The sequence below is a fragment of the Pedobacter ginsengisoli genome (assembly GCF_030244015.1).
GTDB classification, from domain to species: Bacteria; Bacteroidota; Bacteroidia; order Sphingobacteriales; family Sphingobacteriaceae; genus Pedobacter; species Pedobacter ginsengisoli.
Map to the genome: position 1 here is coordinate 296,341 of NZ_JASSYX010000002.1, position 17,416 is coordinate 313,756.

At 43.3% G+C, this 17,416-nt stretch carries 14 protein-coding genes; 7 read left to right on the top strand and 7 right to left on the bottom strand.

Annotated elements, in window-relative coordinates; all coding sequences use genetic code 11:
- Positions 1-6: 6 nt before the first annotated feature.
- From QEP08_RS08440 to QEP08_RS08455, 4 genes are all read right to left on the bottom strand, one after another.
- On the bottom strand, positions 7-678 hold the full coding sequence (locus QEP08_RS08440; protein ID WP_285057286.1) for a DUF4290 domain-containing protein: 672 nt from the start codon (positions 676-678) through the stop codon (positions 7-9).
- A gap of 95 nt (positions 679-773) precedes the next feature.
- On the bottom strand, positions 774-3,101 hold the full coding sequence (locus tag QEP08_RS08445; protein ID WP_285057287.1) for an ATP-dependent helicase: 2,328 nt from the start codon (positions 3,099-3,101) through the stop codon (positions 774-776).
- 110 nt (positions 3,102-3,211) lie between these two features.
- Positions 3,212-4,717, bottom strand: coding sequence for a PH domain-containing protein (locus QEP08_RS08450; RefSeq protein WP_285057288.1), 1,506 nt, complete (start codon positions 4,715-4,717; stop codon positions 3,212-3,214).
- A gap of 2 nt (positions 4,718-4,719) precedes the next feature.
- Positions 4,720-5,238: a PH domain-containing protein gene (locus QEP08_RS08455; protein ID WP_285057289.1), complete on the bottom strand. Its 519-nt coding sequence runs from the start codon at positions 5,236-5,238 to the stop codon at positions 4,720-4,722.
- A 110-nt stretch (positions 5,239-5,348) separates the two neighbouring features.
- On the opposite strand from QEP08_RS08455, the gene QEP08_RS08460 reads away from it, so the two are divergent.
- Entirely contained in the window at positions 5,349-6,722 is a 1,374-nt protein-coding gene (locus QEP08_RS08460; RefSeq protein ID WP_285057290.1) for a dipeptidase, read from the top strand.
- Between the two features lie 74 nt (positions 6,723-6,796).
- Positions 6,797-6,931, top strand: coding sequence for a hypothetical protein (locus QEP08_RS08465; RefSeq protein ID WP_285057291.1), 135 nt, complete (start codon positions 6,797-6,799; stop codon positions 6,929-6,931).
- A gap of 102 nt (positions 6,932-7,033) precedes the next feature.
- On the opposite strand, the gene QEP08_RS08470 is transcribed toward QEP08_RS08465, so the two are convergent.
- The 3 genes from QEP08_RS08470 to QEP08_RS08480 all read right to left on the bottom strand — a co-directional run bounded on the left by QEP08_RS08470 (position 7,034) and on the right by QEP08_RS08480 (position 10,643).
- Positions 7,034-8,659 carry a M56 family metallopeptidase gene (locus QEP08_RS08470; protein ID WP_285057292.1) on the bottom strand — a complete coding sequence of 542 codons (1,626 nt, stop codon included), beginning with the start codon at positions 8,657-8,659 and terminating at the stop codon, positions 7,034-7,036.
- Between the two features lie 14 nt (positions 8,660-8,673).
- The gene (locus QEP08_RS08475; protein ID WP_285057293.1) at positions 8,674-10,125 is read right to left on the bottom strand and encodes a M56 family metallopeptidase; all 1,452 of its coding nucleotides are present in this window, start codon (positions 10,123-10,125) and stop codon (positions 8,674-8,676) included.
- A gap of 146 nt (positions 10,126-10,271) precedes the next feature.
- Positions 10,272-10,643: a BlaI/MecI/CopY family transcriptional regulator gene (locus QEP08_RS08480; protein ID WP_285057294.1), complete on the bottom strand. Its 372-nt coding sequence runs from the start codon at positions 10,641-10,643 to the stop codon at positions 10,272-10,274.
- 239 nt (positions 10,644-10,882) lie between these two features.
- Here QEP08_RS08480 and QEP08_RS08485 point away from each other — a divergent pair, with 239 nt between their 5' ends.
- The 5 genes from QEP08_RS08485 to QEP08_RS08505 all read left to right on the top strand — a co-directional run bounded on the left by QEP08_RS08485 (position 10,883) and on the right by QEP08_RS08505 (position 17,284).
- Positions 10,883-13,615, top strand: coding sequence for a TonB-dependent receptor (locus tag QEP08_RS08485; RefSeq protein ID WP_285057295.1), 2,733 nt, complete (start codon positions 10,883-10,885; stop codon positions 13,613-13,615).
- The gene (locus tag QEP08_RS08490; RefSeq protein WP_285057296.1) at positions 13,612-14,376 is read left to right on the top strand and encodes a GLPGLI family protein; all 765 of its coding nucleotides are present in this window, start codon (positions 13,612-13,614) and stop codon (positions 14,374-14,376) included. Before QEP08_RS08485 ends, QEP08_RS08490 begins: the two co-directional genes overlap by 4 nt.
- Before the next feature lie 21 nt (positions 14,377-14,397).
- Positions 14,398-15,282: a glycoside hydrolase family 25 protein gene (locus tag QEP08_RS08495; RefSeq protein ID WP_285057297.1), complete on the top strand. Its 885-nt coding sequence runs from the start codon at positions 14,398-14,400 to the stop codon at positions 15,280-15,282.
- Between the two features lie 69 nt (positions 15,283-15,351).
- Positions 15,352-16,257, top strand: a complete 906-nt coding sequence (locus tag QEP08_RS08500) for a helix-turn-helix domain-containing protein (protein WP_285057298.1) — start codon at positions 15,352-15,354, stop codon at positions 16,255-16,257.
- Positions 16,258-16,519: 262 nt separating this feature from the next.
- Entirely contained in the window at positions 16,520-17,284 is a 765-nt protein-coding gene (locus QEP08_RS08505; RefSeq protein ID WP_285057299.1) for an SDR family NAD(P)-dependent oxidoreductase, read from the top strand.
- Positions 17,285-17,416: the final 132 nt, after the last annotated feature.

Here is a 17,416-nt window from a genome sequence, read left to right on the forward strand (position 1 = left end):
TTGGTGTTAGTATCTCTGTTTTCCGGTATTGCGCTGCTTGTTACTGCTGTTGTTCTGCCTGTTTTTACCGTTGTTGTTTCTTCCGCGGTTGTTGTTGTTGTTGTTTTGCTGGCGGACCGGAGCTGGTTTGAACTCAACTTTATGAAGATTAACATTTTCACCCAGCTGAAGCTCACCTCCGGACAGTTCACGCAGGTTTTTGATGATGGTCTCGTCAGCTACGCTGTCCTTGTTCCAGGTTACGTACGACATTTTCATAAAATTGGCAATGCCCTGCACCATTTCCGCACGGCGTTCCGGGTCATCTACAGCCTTGGCTTTCTCAATCATCGCCTCCACGGTTTTGCCATAATGCTTGTATTTGATCCTTTGCTGCGGATACCCGATGTGATCAGGTTTGATCAGCGCCGCTTCAGGTGTAGGTTTAGGATAGGGGCTGTCCACATCGATCTGGTAACCGGATATAATGTGCAGATGATCCCAAAGTTTGTGTTTGAAATCCGCCACATCACGCAGGTGCGGATTCAGGAAACCCATCAGGTCTATCACTGCCTGGGCATATTTATTACGTTCCTCACGATCGGGCAGTTCAATAATGTACTTTACCATGTTTTGTACATTACGGCCGTATTCGGCAAGGATTAAGTCGTTCCTGGTGGTATTATAATCGAAATTCATGCAAGTTATTTCTATGATTGCTGTTTTAAGCTGAGTATGCAGGCCTGCTGCAATATAGCAAGTTTAAATATAAACAGATTTGACAAATATAAGGCTTATTTAACAATTCGCAATTTAGCAAATTTTAATAACAACTGTTTGTTGCCCAAACCCTGGAAAAATACAGTTGCTTTTACATCCGGTAAAGTGCCCTCCAGGCTTACGATCTTGCCAAAGCCAAACTTTTCATGTTCTACGTCCATTCCATTTTGAAATGCACTGGCTGCATCAGGGGCAAAACCAGGGCTGGGTACGTGTGCTTTGGGCAAAAGACTGCTTGTCTTTGGCCGCGGAGCAGAAGAACTTGCTGTGCCCGTACCTGAAGCTGAAGGGCCTGAAGACATCGCAGGTTTAGGCTTGCTGAAACTGTCCCTTTGCTGGGTCCAGCTGCGGCGCTCATTTTCAAAACTATCACCTCCCAAAACACTTTTAGCAGGTTTTGCGACTTCTATTTCCAGATACCGCGCATTGATCTCCTGGATGAACCGGCTGGGCTCGCAATTGGTCAGCGTACCCCACCTGTACCTGGAGGTAGCATAAGTCAGCGTCAGTTTCTTCTCCGCACGGGTAATGGCGACGTAAAAAAGGCGGCGTTCTTCTTCCAGATCGGTACGGGAGTTTAAGCTCATTTGCGAAGGGAACAGGTTTTCTTCCAATCCTACTACAAATACATTTTTAAATTCAAGCCCTTTCGCAGAGTGTATGGTCATCAGCGAAACCGTGTCTTTATCCTTGTCATCACCACGGTCATCATTGGTCAGCAAGGCAATATCCTGCATAAAAATAGCCAGACTGCGGTCTTCAATGTCTTCACGCTCCGCGAATTCCTTGATCCCGTTCAGCAATTCCTGTATGTTCTCATACCGGCTGCGGCCTTCAATGCTGTCATCCGTGTGCAGTTCCTTTAAGATCCCGGAATGCTGCGCAATATACAACGCCGTTTCATAAGCATCCAGTTTTTTGGATTCCGCAGCAAAACTCTGGATCATCACTGCAAAATCGTTGAGTTGGTTTGCAATGCGGCCCTCAATGTATTGCTGAGGATTACAGATGACCTGCCACATCGTGATGTTGTGCTTATCGGCAGCCACAATGATCTTATCAACAGTGGTATCGCCCAATCCGCGGCGCGGATAATTGATTACCCTTTTTATGGCCTCTTCATCCGCCGGATTGAAGGTCAGACGGAAATAGGCGATCAGGTCCTTGATCTCCTTGCGCTGATAGAAGGAGAGGCCTCCATAAATTTTATAAGGAATATTGAGTTTTCTTAAAGCTTCCTCCATTGCCCTCGACTGGGCATTGGTGCGGTAAAGTATGGCGAAATCATTGTACCTGTAACCTTTGGAAGTCCGTTCCTGGATGATCGATTCAGCGACCAGCTTACCTTCCTCGTTGTCGGTAAAAGCACGCTGAACTTTTATCCTGTCGCCAGGCTCGTTGTCAGAAAATACATTCTTTTCCAGCTGGTTCTTGTTGTTGGCAATGATACTGTTGGCCACCTCTACTATATTCTGTGTAGACCGGTAATTTTGTTCCAGCTTATACACCTGCAGGTCAGGATAATCGCGTTCAAAATTTAAAATATTCTGAATGTTTGCACCCCTGAAGGCGTAAATACTCTGCGCATCATCACCCACCACACAGATGTTCTGATAAGCCGCGGCAAGTTTTTTAACGATCGTATACTGCGAAAAGTTGGTGTCCTGATACTCATCCACCATCAGGTATTTAAACTTCTGCTGGTATTTATTCAATACATCAGGATGCGTTTTCAGTAAAACGTTGGTTTTGAAAAGCAGGTCATCAAAGTCCATCGCACCTGCTTTGAAACAGCGTTTGGTATAGGTTTCATAGATCACCCCCAGCAAAGGGCGCTTGTTGCTCACATCTTCCGACTGTATTTCAGGGCTTTCCAGGTATTCAGAATAGGAAATGAGGTTGTTTTTTGCCGATGAAATCCTGTTGTAGACAAAATTTGCGTTGTACAGCTTATCATCCAGCTGCATTTCCTTTAATATCGAACGGATCAGGCTTTTGCTGTCGTCGGTATCATATATGGTAAAGTTTGAAGGATAACCGATCTTTTCCGCTTCCACCCTCAGGATCTTGGCAAACACAGAGTGAAAAGTACCCATCCATATGTTTTTTGCCTCAGAACCAACTACTTTCATAATCCGCTCACGCATATCTTTGGAAGCCTTATTGGTAAAGGTCAGCACCAGAATGTTGAAAGGATCTACGCCTTTCCGGATCAGGTGGGCCACCCTGTAAGTGATGACACGTGTTTTCCCGGAACCGGCACCTGCTACGATCATTGCCGGACCTTGTGTGTTTTCTACTGCTGCGCGTTGTTGGGGGTTTAAACCTGCTAAATAATCCAAAATCCGTTCCTGCTGTTTAGTATATGCGAATGAATAGTATGCTACCTGGCAAAAGTAAGAAATTCTGTGCTTTATTGGAAGATGTTGATAAATACAGCGGGCATGCTTATCTACATCCAGTCTTTTTTTGAAGACTCCACCTTGTAGATCCAGTAGTTCACCAGGTTTTTGATGTGGGTGTAATTGCCATATTTAAAATGGATTACACCCGCTGCCGTATGTATGGTCAGGTGCCCCACATCGGCCTTTTTATGCCAGAAATATTGTTTTGCAGTAATCGCCTGGATTTTGTGCGGCTCAATGATCTCATGTTCAATGTCCCAGATCCCGCTTCTTTTGATGACGAAATTGTCATTGGTATACAGCCTGTGGTGCTTGTATTCAAAATACAACAGCGTAACAACGATAAACACATAAGGTACTGCCAGTACAAAGTGAGGTTTGATCACCGTCAGGAAGAAAGACCCAAGGAGAAATACAGCCAGCAATGGCAATATGATGCAGAGCATGATCCTTAAGAACAGGAAGCGGTAATTGGGCAGCAAAGGTTTACCTTTGGCCGGGATATGGTCAAATATCATTTTTAAGATCTCATCACGCTCCGTTTCATCACAGCCCGGTATTTCCACAGCTGATTTCTTTTCGTCCTCCTCATCTGCACTGCTGTATGAAGCCTGTTTTACCTTGATATTGAGCATACCGAGTTTTTTCTGAAAATAGTTTTGGCTGTATGCGCTCAACTGTACTTTGTCGGGCTTCAGCAAGGTATTGTGTTTGGTAAACAGGCCTGAACTCACAGCCAGAGCACGTTTTTGCTTAATGATCTTAAAATCAAAATATTTGATGAAAGTACGGATGATATTGGTGCCAAGAATAAGAACCAGGGCGGCAATGAGTAAAAAGCAAAGCGAAAAAACGGAGAAGCCCCTGTTAAAAGCCTGGCTGAGCTGATTTTCTTCAATCTCAAATGCAGAATTGTAATCCTTGATCAGCTCAAACAGACCAAATATAAAACCTGTAAGCAGTGCGATGCTTGCGCCGTAATTGGAAGTGATCCCGACTTTTAAAAGTGTAAAATTACTGAGTTTAAGAAATGGCGGCATTACAGATTCCGCTTCAGAAGCAGCCAGCTGACCGGATTCGGTAGTAGAAGTATCTCTGCTCAGCAATTTTTGTCTGAGTAGTGTAGCCGTCGTATGGTCTACGGCTTTGATGCTGGCTTCTTTTTTATCGCTTCCCGCGGTATCAATATCCAGACTGTAAACCCCGATCATTTGCTGCAGCAGCGATTGGTTGATGTTTACCTGCTGGATCTTATTGAGCTGTATGGTCAGCGTAGTCCGGCTGAAAACCCCTTTGTTGATGATAAACTCTTGTTTGTCCTCATCCAGGAAAAAGGTAAATTTGACATAGCGGATATAGGCAAACACCGCTAAAATCAGGATTAACGCAATTGAACCGGACACCATTGCCCATGTGTGCTGACCACCCGATTTGATAAAGATAAAGAGTACAGGAAGCGCCGCGGCCCTGATCACTTTTTGCAGGGTGTTTGCAAACATGATGATAATTCCGGAGGCAGATTGCTTTTGAGGCTTGGAAAAATCGTGATCCATCGTCATTCCTCAGTTTTGGTGATCTGTTTCATCAGCATTTCCTTAATGCGTCTGGCCTCTCCAATTTCGATTCCTGGTATGTGTAGGCTGCCTGAACTTCCGCCAGCGGTAAAAATATTTAAGGCAGCCAGGCCAAACATCCTCGCAAAAAGACCTTCATGCAGTGCAATATGCTGGATTCTTGAAAAAGGAACAATAGTGGTGGTCAGGGCTATGACGCCATTCCTGTAAATGATGTCTTTGTCACGCACCGCGAAGCCCCTTCTGCTGATGTCAGCCCGGTTAAGTGCGATCAGTAAGACGGCCAATACGATATATAGCGCGGAGAACAAAATAATATGCTGCTTTGCCTCCGAATTGAACACCACAAGAGCTGCGATACCTGCCGCCAGCAGAAACAGGAAAATACCGATATGGATCATGACTACATTCCAATATTTGGGATGTAACGTCTTTAACTGCGCCTGCTCATAATTCGGTAAAGCTTCAATATCAATAGGATCATTGGTGAATTCCTGCATAGTTGAACTGAAAATGGTTTCTCTGGCTAAGGTAACTTTTTTTTGAAAGCCTGGACTGAGATTAGGGAAACTTCGGCAGTTTTACATAAGTTTGTCCAAACTAATTTGTTATGCAAGAGATCAAAAAATATGTTGAAGAAAACAAACAGCGCTTTTTGGATGAGCTGTTTGAACTGTTGCGCTTTCCATCCGTTAGTGCAGACCCCAAATATAAAGGCGATGTGCTTAAAACAGCCGATTATGTAGCTGAAAAGCTGAAAGAAGCAGGCGCTGATCATGTGGAGATTTGTCCTACAGCGGGTTATCCTATAGTCTATGGCGAGAAAATCATTGATGCAAGCTTACCAACAGTTTTGATTTACGGACACTATGACGTGCAGCCGGCAGATCCGCTGGAACTGTGGAAAACACCGCCTTTTGAACCTACGGTACGCGATGGCAAGATCTACGCACGCGGCGCCTGCGATGACAAGGGCCAGTTTTACATGCATGTTAAAGCATTTGAGCTGATGATGAAGACCAACACTTTGGCATGTAATGTAAAGTTCATGATAGAAGGCGAGGAAGAAGTGGGTTCAGCGAACCTTGGTATTTTTGTGAATGCTAACGTGGATCGCCTAAAGGCTGATGTGGTACTGATCTCTGACACATCAATGATCAGTATGGAGAACCCGTCTATAGAGACTGGTTTACGCGGGCTGGCCTACATGGAAGTGGAAGTTGTCGGTCCAAACCGTGACCTGCATTCTGGTGTATATGGCGGCGCGGTGGCCAATCCGGCTACCATTTTGTGTAAGATGATTGCTTCATTACATGACGAAAATAACCACATTACCATTCCTGCATTTTATGATAAGGTAATTGAATTGACTGATGCGGAGAAGAAAGCATTAAATTCCGCTCCCTTTGATCTGGAAGAGTATAAATCTGATCTGGACATCGCTGCTGAATGGGGTGAAAAAGGATATTCTACACTGGAACGTACTGGCACAAGGCCTACGCTGGAGGTCAACGGAATCTGGAGCGGATACATAGGAGAGGGCGCTAAAACGGTACTTCCTTCAAAAGCCAACGCCAAAATTTCTATGCGTCTGGTGCCCAACCAAAGCTCTGAGGAAATTGCTGAGATCTTTACCAAACACTTTGAAAGCATCGCACCTGACAATGTGAAGGTGAAAGTTACCTCGCATCATGGTGGTGAGCCTGTAGTGACCCCAACAGATAGTATAGCTTATAAGGCTGCTGAAAAGGCCATTATTGATTCTTTTGGCAAAGCACCAATTCCTACACGTGGTGGTGGCAGTATTCCTATCGTCGCATTGTTTGAAAGTGCACTGGGCATCAAATCTGTATTGTTTGGCTTTGGTCTGGATAGTGATGCACTGCACTCACCAAATGAGAAATATGACATTTATAACTATTATAAAGGTATCGAGACCCTGCCTTTGTTTCACAAGTATTTTGCGGAACTGAGTAAAGGGTAATTACCTTTTGACTGCTTATTTAATAAAAACACCAATATTCCTTCTCTCCTCACAGCAGTGAAAAACTGCTGCACATGTCGATCAGGAACATTGGTGTTTTGTTTTCTGTTGCCGGGCACTTTCTGCATACTTTCTGCGTAACTTCTGCGCTAAAAGTACCCTTTATCGCGGCCGGAGCGCAGAAGCTACGCAGAAAGTATGCAGAATAGCGCAGGAAATACAAAGTCTGTCTTACCCTGATATAGCTATACAGGTTGTATTACCCGATTTAGCTTTGCAGCTGTAAACCTTTTTTCCGCATAGGGCAATTTTTATTCTTTAGGCTGGCCGGGTTCCTTTGTTGTAATCATAATTAAACCTTTTCTGGCAGTTTCATTATGTTTTGCTACAGCCTCATCACCCATAAAAATACGAATCGTTTTTAGATTTCTAGGATATACTACCTCATCGAGTTTATATCCTGATTTTGCTTTGGTATAAGTTGCTTGCTTGCCGTCAATAACAATTACAGGATCTATAAGTGGGGTTTCGGTAATGTAGTTTCCGATTTTTCCGGATTCTTCTTCCGCAGTGACAAATGAAGGCATTCTTTTAATGTAACTGCCGAATACCATTTTTGGACTGCCGTTCTTTAAAGTTTTATCATCCGGATATTTGTCTTCATTACCGGCAAGAATAAACCCTTTATAGAAGTGATAAGTGCCTTTTTGCATGGCAACTGTGTCATTAAAATTATTCATGTAAGCCAGATAATCGTCCTGCCAGTTAAAGTTATCCGATTTTGTGATTTTGAAATTGCCCGGTTTTTTATCCTCTTTAACTTCGAATGATATTAGGATCAGACCTTCTTTAAAATCCGTAATAGAGCCTTTTTCTTTAAAATTGAAAGCATAATCAACCAGGTTTTCCGGGTATTGATCGGGTTTTGACTTCTTATGTACTGCTGCGATTGTTTTTTTCTTTACTTTCTTCGATTTTGGTAACGGCTCTGTGTGGCGAACTGCATTCTTAATGGGGTTTAAGTCAATGTTTGAAATACGGGCAATAACTGGTACAGCCTTTTTCGTTATTTCATTGACGATTTTTGCATCTGCACCGGTGGCAGATGAAAAGATGATCATTCCTGCAAAAAGAGGTACTGAGAGCCCATACTTCAGTATGGCAATCTTGCGAGATTTAGTTTTGTGTAACATGATAATTCTCCTTTTTAATAAAGATTGGTTAAAAAAATTGTTAGTTAATCGTTGCGGTTGTGTGTTGAAAACACTGGAGACCAGCAAGAGCGCATATGCTGATCTGTCTTCCAGTGTCGATGCCGCTGAATCATCTGCGATGAATTCATGTATGTTTTTTATGGCGTTCCTGTAAAAATAGGCGATTGGATTGAACCAGTTCATCGCCAGAAAAAGTTCAAAAAAGATCACGTCGGCTGAGTGCCATTGCCTGGCATGTACCAGCTCGTGGCTAATAATCGTATCCTTCCCCTCCAGGTCCTGATCCACAGAGATCTTGCCGAAGAATGAGAAAGCCTGACCGCTAACCTTCGCGGCAAGCAGTTTCCTGACGATGTAGAGCTTCCTCAAGAAGTTTAGTAAAAGGACCAGGCTAACCGATAGGTAGATTACCAAAAGCCATTCCATGGGACTAAACATAACCTGTTCCTGGACGGTAAGAGAAGGGATGTTTATTTGAGTAACTGTTGGTTCGATTGCCCTATAAGTCACAATCTCAGTAAAATTTTGCACCTTCTCTGTAATGAACAAAGCACTAACCCATTTTGCTTTCACAAATGGTATGCAAAGAGATAGTAACGCTGAGCCTACCAGATAAAACCGGTTGGTTTTAAAGAAGGTTTCATTTCGGAGTAACACAACATAAAATAGGTAAAACAGGAGCAGGTATAGATTGACCTGCAAAATATAGATGAGTGCATTCATAGCCGATCTTTTTTTTAATACTTTTCTTTTGTCTCGATTACAATAATTCCCTTCCTGGCCCGTTCACCGTAAATTTCCACCGCTTTGTCACCCTTGAGGGCTTTTGATACTCCCTCTTTCGGATAAATGCTTTCGTTCAGTTTCAAACCCATTTTTGTAGGTACATAGCTTACCTCTTTTTTATCTACCATTACGATTGGCTCTGGAAGTGTCGTAAAACTTACATATGTATTATGTACTTCTTTGCCCTCTTCAATTTCAGTGGCTGTCCCGACTGCCGGGCCAACTACCTTCCATCTGTGGAATAACGGAGTTTGTTCTGCCTTACCAATCTCTACAAGATTTTCGTTTCCGCCGTAAGCGAAACCAAGTGAGAAGTGATATTTTCCGGCTGGCATGTCAACTGTATCTGGAAAAGCTGCTAACCCGGCAATCAAATCTTTCTCCCAACTGGAACCTATGGATTTCATAATTTTAAAGCCTGTCGGATGCTTGTCTTTGCCCACCTTAAATGATACATAGATGTTACCTTCCTTACCCACTTTCGTCAAGGAGATGGGATCATACAAAGTTCCCACATAGTCATATAAGTTTTTTGGTGCCGCGACAGCTTTTTGCGCTTTCTGAGTAGTATCTGTCAGCTTGGTCGCTTTTGCTGGTAACGGCGCTTCCTTTACCGCGACCGGCTCAGTTTTAGCGATTTCAAGCTTTTCGATCAAGGGTTCTACCCGTTCCTTCACCATTTCAAGCGTTTGGATATCTGCTCCTGTGGCAGATGAAATGATCAGCATTGTGACCAATAACGGTACTGAGAGCCCATACTTTAATATGGCAACCTTGCGAGATTTAGTTTTGTGTAACATGATAATTCTCCTTTTTAATAAAGATTGGTTAAAAAAACTGTTGGTCAATTTTTGAGGCTGAGTGTCAAAAACATTGGAGACCAGCAAGAGCGCATATGCTGATCTGTTTTCTAATGTCGATGCTGCTGAATCATCTGCGATGAATTCATGGATGTTTTTTATAGCATTTCTATAGAGATATACGATTGGGTTGAACCAATTGAAAACAGTAAAAAGTTCGAAAAAGATTACATCTAATGAATGCCACTGTCTGACATGAACCATTTCATGATTCAATATAGTTTCTTTGCCTCTTAGCTCCTCATCAATTAATACTTTCTTAAAAAAAGAGAAAGCATGGTGTTTGGATCCGCTTTTGAACGCCCGGTTTACAAGGTAGAGTTTTCTAAAAAAGTTCAACAGGAGCAAGAGGGCAATGCTTCCGTATATGATCCAGAAAATTTGATTTGCATTTAAGCTCGCGCTTCGGTTGACAGCAGCGTAAGTGCCAGAATACACAGTTTCGCTGATTAAAGGAGTACCAGATATTAAGTTGCTTGCTGTTTGGGTTACCCGATGAACCTGTTCAGTTACGAAAAATTCCCTTAGCCATTCTGCTTTCAATAGTGGTATTGACATGGCTAACAGTGCCGAACCCACCAAATATAATCGGTTCATTTTAAAGAAGGTCTCATTGCGCAGCAGCGCAAGATAAAACAGGTAAAAGAGGAGCAGGTACAGGTTTACCTGCAATAAATATGTGAGCGCGTTCATTTTTGTTTCTTTTTGAGGTCTTCAATCAATTTCAATATCTCATCAGCTTCTTTGAGATCCACTTTTTCCTGCTTAAGAAAGAAGGAAAACATTTTTTCTACAGAATTGCCAAAATAGCTGTTCAGCAGTTTGCCTGCGGCAAAAGCCTTATAGTCTTCAATACTTACAATAGGGAAGTAGCGATGGGTTGTTCCAAAAGCTTCGTGGTCTACGAAACCCTTGCCTTCCAGGATGCGGATGATGGTGGAGACTGTAGTCGTAGCAGGTCTTGGCTTTGGTAAGTGTGCGATTACATCTTTGACAAATGCCTGCTTCAATTCCCACAATACCTGCATGATCTGTTCTTCTGCTTTTGTTAATTCTTTCATCTTTGTGCTATATATACTATATATAATGTCTCTTAAAAATATCTACTGGTTCAAAGCTCTTTTAAAACAGGTGAAGAGCGCATGTCGAAACCTTAAATCTAATATAGAACTAATATGTTAGTTTCGCAACTAAAATATTAGTCGAAATGAAATATCGATGTTTTTGTTACACAACATCGCGCTTCAGAATCAGTGATGACCTCTGCAATTTGTATATTGTGTTCACCAAATATGCTCTCATGAAATTCAAAATTGCAGTATTCATTATTTGTTGCTGTTTTACTTTGCCTGCGTTTACGCAAAACCATTATACAGTAAAGGGTGTCGTCATTGACACCGCCTCAGGTAGTAAGATCACCGATGCCACAGTCACTGTGCTTAGCGAGAAAGATTCCATCCTGCAAAAATTCACCTACAGCAATAAAGGTTCCTTTGAGATCAATAACCTTCAACCCGGCAAATTTCTGCTCATGGTTACCTACCCGGATTATGCTGATTTTGTGGAGCATTTTACACTGGATGAGGCACATCCGGAATACAGTTTTGGAAATATTGGAATGATATTGAAATCAAAGCTGCTCAATGAGGTCATTATCAAATCTAAAGTGGCGGCAATTAAAATAAAGGGAGACACTACAGAGTTCAATGCCGCGGCTTACGCCACTCAAAAAAATGCGAAGGTAGACGATTTGCTAAAGCAATTGCCTGGAATGAAGATCAACCAGAGCGGGGCGATTATTTTCCAGGGAGAAGAAGTCTCTAAAATCCTGGTTGACGGGGAGGAATTTTTTAGTGATGATCCTGCACTGGTCTCGAAAACGGTACGGGCAGACATGGTTAGCAAGGTGCAGGTATATGATCAGAAAAGCGAGCAGGCCAAGCTGACGGGCATGGAGGATGGGGTGAAGGTCAAGACCATTAATATTGTGCTCCGGGAAGATAAGCGGAAAGGGCTGTTTGGAAAAGCAGAAGGGGGCTATGGAACCGATGATTACTACATGGGACAGGCTGCCCTGAGCAAGTTTAGCCCAAAAGAAAAGATATCGGCGTATGGCAACATGGGGAATATAGGCCAGAGCGGATTGAATGGGGCCGCGGCAAATAAATTTTCTATCGGATCGGCAGCTTTTAGTTTTGGTGGGTTCGGCTTGCCGGTTGCCAGGGATGGGGGGATACATTACGACAGGAAATGGAACAAAGATAAGCAGTCGGTCAATGGTAATTACAACATCAACAGGCTGAAAACCGAAGACCGGAGCAGCGCCCTGGTTCAGAATAACCTTCCGGGGAATTTTAATACGAGTATCCGGAACAGTGGGTCAAACTATGTTTTTAACAGTCAGGTGGCAGATCTGAACTTCAAGTCCAAAATTGATTCGGTGTCTGATCTGAGCATGCAGATCCGCGGTTCGGCCAGTAACCGGCAGTCAGTTGGTTTCAGTAATGGGTCTACAATGCGGGGTAATGGAGTTTTGCTGAACGAGAGCGACAGAATATCGTCAGGTAGCAGTGAAAATCAAAATGCAAGCCTTAGCATGAACTACACCAGACGGTTTAAGAAGAAGGGAAGAAGCCTGTCTGCCAACGCAGCATCCTCTTACGGTGAATCCGAAGGGGAGAGTAGTCTGATCTCGGATCTCCGGTATTACAATGCTCAGGGGCTGCTGGACAGCACAAGCCGTATTGACCAGTATAAGCCTGGTTTTTCGCGCAGCCGCAACCTCTCCGGCGGGTTCTCTTATACTGATGTGCTGAGTAAAACTCTTAGCATGAGTGCCGGTTATAATTTCTCTGCGGCAAATAGTAAGGATGAGCAGCGTGCTTTTGACCGTTCTGCTGCTCTGCCGGACAACGTTTTGGATTCTGCATTCAGCAGTGATTTCAGGCTGAAAACACTTACCGGTAATTACAACGCGGCACTAACCTATTCTAAGGATAAGGTTTACGCCAATGCGGCCATCAATGTGGCCGATATCAGTTACAGGCAGCATGATGAGCTGCAAGGCACACAGCTCAACCGGGATTTTACCAACTGGCTGCCCAATGCGACTTTCAGGTACCAGTTGAACAAGGCGGCTTCTTTGTCCTTTGCCTACAATGGAGAGAGCAGGCAGCCCCAGGCCTCACAGTTGCAGCCGCTGCGGCAGAATTCAGATCCTTTGAACATCTACCTGGGCAATCCGGATCTTAAACCAGAGTTTTCAAACCGTTTCAGTTACAATTACAGGGTCTATCAGCCTACGCAGGACAGGGGGATCAATTTTAGAGGGAACTATTTGACAACTTTCGACGCAATTGTCAGCAACAGGATGACGGATTCTGCCGGGGCGAATATTTATCAATCTTCCAATTTAAGCAGTGCGAGACCCAGTTCCTGGAATATCTACACAGAATTCTATGGTCATGCGACTAAGCTGGATTTTATTGTGAGCATTAATTTGACGGTCAATGGATATACCAGTTTCAATTATATCAATAACCAACTGAACAAATCTAAGCGGGTGAGTTATGCGCCCCAGCTCGACATCTGGAAAAACAAGGGCACGTATTCTTATTCTTTTAGTATTGGGCCAAACTATACCACAGGTTCGAGCTCGCTTCAAAAAGCGATCAACAACAACACCAGGGGATTTTTTACCAGCTTGAATTATTATACCAAACTGCCGCTTAATTTTTTCATGGGCTCAGACATTAATTATAAATACACTGCCAAAAATCAGGTATTTGACCGAAGTTTTGAGCAGCTGCTGATCAAGTCTTATGTCGGCAAGACCTTCCTGAAAAGCGAGGGCTTAAAAGTAACGCTGAGCGGCAATGACCTGCTCAACCAGAATTCCGGTTATAGCCGCTACAGCTCCGACGGCAATTTTAGTGAAAGTCGTTCAGCAACGATCAAAAGGTATTTTATGTTTTCCCTCAGCTGGGATTTCAGCAAGTTTGGTAAATCACTTCAACCACAACAAGGATCATGAAAGTATTTCTGTTTTTTATTGGCATTTGTTTGCTCCAGGAGACGGCTTCAATGGCACAGAATCGACATTTCATTACCAGTGGGATTATTGAATTTGAAAGAACTGTCAATATGTTTGCCCTGGTTAAAAAGAAAGTGACTAAAACTACCATGGAAAACAAACCGTATTATGAGAAGTACCTGCAGACCGAACCACAGTTCAGAAAGCTGAACAGTGTTTTGATTTTTGATGCAGATGCTACACTTTTTACTCCCAGGCCATCAGAAAATGTCCACTGGTGGTACGACACGCCAATGGCCAATCAGCTCAATATCGTATTTTCGGATTTAAAAGGCCGGAAGAGTACCATTCAGAAGGAGTTTTATGAACGTACTTTTTTGGTGACAGATAGCATCAGGAAGATCAAATGGAAAATCACGGAAGAAACCAGGGAAATTGCCGGTTACAAATGTCGCAGGGCAAACGGAATAATGCTGGACTCTATTTATGTTGTTGCTTTTTATACAGATGAAATTCATATTTCCGGTGGCCCGGAATCTTTCAATGGTTTGCCGGGAATGATTCTTGGTGTGGCTGTCCCCCATGAAAATGTGACCTGGTTTGCGACTAAAGTAACTGAAAAAGCAATCGAAAGTAAAGCAATTGAGCCGCCAAAAAAAGGCAGGCAGGTTAATAACAAAGAACTATACGACGAGATCATGAAAGCGATTGTTATCCACGGAGATTATGCCGTTACTGTTTTAAAAGGACTTTTGCTATAAAGTTGTACTTTTGCAGCCATCATGCCGCCTGCAAAACGAAAAACTGTAAACTCCGCATCATCTCCAGCACTCCGTAAAAAACCCGTCGCAAGAAAACGGACTGCCAAAAAGAAAAAGGGTCTGTCACTTGAATGGAAATTTGCCATAGTGGCCGTGCTGCTTGTGTTGTTCTCTCCTTTATATTATGGTTACATTATAAAGGGTTTTACTTCCAGCTGGCGCTGGATCAGGGATATTGGCGAAGACCCAAACTATCGTACGTACAGCAGTTTTGATATCCGCATTCCCAAAGGGTATGCGGTACACGGTATAGATGTTTCTTATTACCAGGGCAAGATTGACTGGAAAAAGGTGAAGGAGATGGAAGAGGATGATGTCAAGGTCCGGTTTGCCTTTATCAAGGCTACTGAAGGTATGTTTAGTGTGGACCCTTATTTTCAGAGGAACTGGAGGGAGGCGCCAAAGGCAGGTATCATTTGTGGTGCTTACCATTATTTCAAACCTAAAAAATCAGGTGAATGGCAGGCTAAGTTCTTCTTGCAGACTGTGAAATTTGAGACGGGGGACCTGCCGCCGGTAGTGGATATTGAAGAACTGAATGGCGTTACTGCTTCCAAAATGCGGGTTGAGCTGCAGGTATTTCTGACACATATAGAAAAGAAAACAAAAGTGAAACCCATTATATATACCGGGTTGTCTTTTTATAACGATTATTTAAAAGGCTATTTTGATGAATACCCGCTGTGGGTAGCGCACTACCATCAGCCTAAATTAAAAGTGGATAAGGCCGACTGGCATTTCTGGCAGCATTCCGATAAGGCGAGGATTTCCGGTATCAGCCATGTGGTTGATTTTAATGCCTTTAATGGGGATAGTCTCGCATTCGAGCAGATGCTGATCCGTTAGGCGGGCTTAATTCCGGGATTCAAACACTGGCAATTTTCTTTATATTTGAATTTTGCAATTCTATGGCTTATGGAACCGACATCACTGGAACAATTCTATAAAGAAACCGCTTCTCTTATCCCGGAAGGGATCAACAAGGAAATTGGCCACTTCAATGTGTTTAAGCTGGATGAACTTCTTGCCAGGAAGAAAGATAAACAGGAAATGCCTTACAATAGGAGGGCTTATTATAAGATCAGCATGATCAGTGGCCGCAACAGGGCTGAATATGCCGATAAGGTAATTGATATTGACAAGAACTGCCTGTTGTTTGCGACGCCAAAGATTCCTTATCACTGGCTCCCGCAGGATGAAGATCAATCCGGCAATTTCTGCATTTTTACTCCTGACTTTCTGGTCCAGCACAAAAGTGGCATTCAATTGGAGCAGCTTCCTATTTTCCAGCCGGGAGGATATCCTGTCTTCCAGCTTTCGGATGACGAAGCGGAGGAAATTGCATTCATATTCAGGAAAATGCATAAGGAGCTTTCTTCAGATTATTTGTATAAATATGACCTGCTCCGCAACTATGTCCTGGAACTGATTCATTACGGGCAAAAATTGCAGCCCGCTACTGCTTTATATCCTTCGCATACGGCCTCCGCAAGGGTATCTTCCTTATTTATTGAACTCCTGGAGCGACAATTTCCGATAGAATCCCCACACCAGAAGATTGGCTTGCGTACTGCTAAAGATTATGCAGAAAGGCTGGCAGTGCATGTCAACCACCTCAATAAAGTACTTAAAGAACATACCGGAAAAACCACTACAAATATCATCAGCAGCAGGGTTTTGCAGGAAGCCAAGATTCTTTTGAAACAAACTGACTGGAACATTTCAGAGATCGCTTATTGTCTTGGTTTTGAAGAGGTTGCCCATTTTTCAAATTTCTTCCGAAAGCAGACTGCGCTGACGCCCCTTGCCTTCAGGTCTTAATGAGGTTGTTTGACGATCCATGACAGAGTTCGTTTTAAGCGGTCATTGCGAGGTACGAAGCAATCTCTGGTGCATGATGAGATTGCTTCGTACCTCGCAATGACGTGAAAGCTATAGCATGATGTTATGAAGATCATCATTATGATGAAACTGGTTGTGCCAGATATGATTTGATTTTTGCAAACATTGGATTGATGCTTGCAAACCTCCTGACACCAATGCTGCTGATATTTGTCCTGTAATCATTAAAAACAAAATTACAATGGCAAATAACAGTAAAATAGCTTTGGTAACCGGCGGCAGCCGTGGCCTTGGCAAAAATATGGCTTTAAGCCTTGCGAAAAAAGGAATCAATGTGATCCTTACCTATAACAGTAAACATGATGAGGCGCAGCAGGTTGTTGCAGAAATTGAGCAGCTTGGCCAGAAAGCAGCGGCGCTTCAATTTAGTGCGGGCGAGACCGGAAGTTTTGATGCCTTCATCACACAAGTACAGGAGGTCCTGAAAAAAACATTTGATACAGACCGGTTTGACTTCCTGATCAACAATGCAGGAACTGCGCTTTACGCTCCTTTTTCCGAAACCACAGAGGAGCAGTTTGATACTGCACTGAACATCCATTACAAGGGCGTATTTTTTCTGACCCAGAAAGCGCTGCCGGTCATCAATGACGGCGGCCGTATCATCAATATTTCATCTGGTCTCGCACGTTTTTCTTTCCCGGGCTCTTCCGCTTACGGTTCCATGAAAGGTGCTGTTGAAGTGCTTACAAGATACCTGGCCAAAGAACTGGGTCCTAGGCGTATAGCCGCAAATGTCGTGGCCCCCGGAGCAATAGAAACAGACTTTGGAGGTGGCCATGTACGGGACAACGACGAAGTAAATGCGAACATCGCAGGTTTAACCGCTTTGGGACGTGTTGGTTTGCCGGACGACATCGGCGGTGTAGTTGCATTCTTATGTACCGAAGATGCCCGCTGGATCAACGGACAGCGCATTGAAGCATCGGGCGGGATGAATCTGTAAAAATCCCGAATTAAGAGCGGCAAGTTGAGCGGTAAAACAAAGTATAGAATCATTCTGTATTATAAAATAAATATCTGTATTTTAGTGTGTTATAATAATTTGACATTATTAATATACTACTAAGTCCCTATA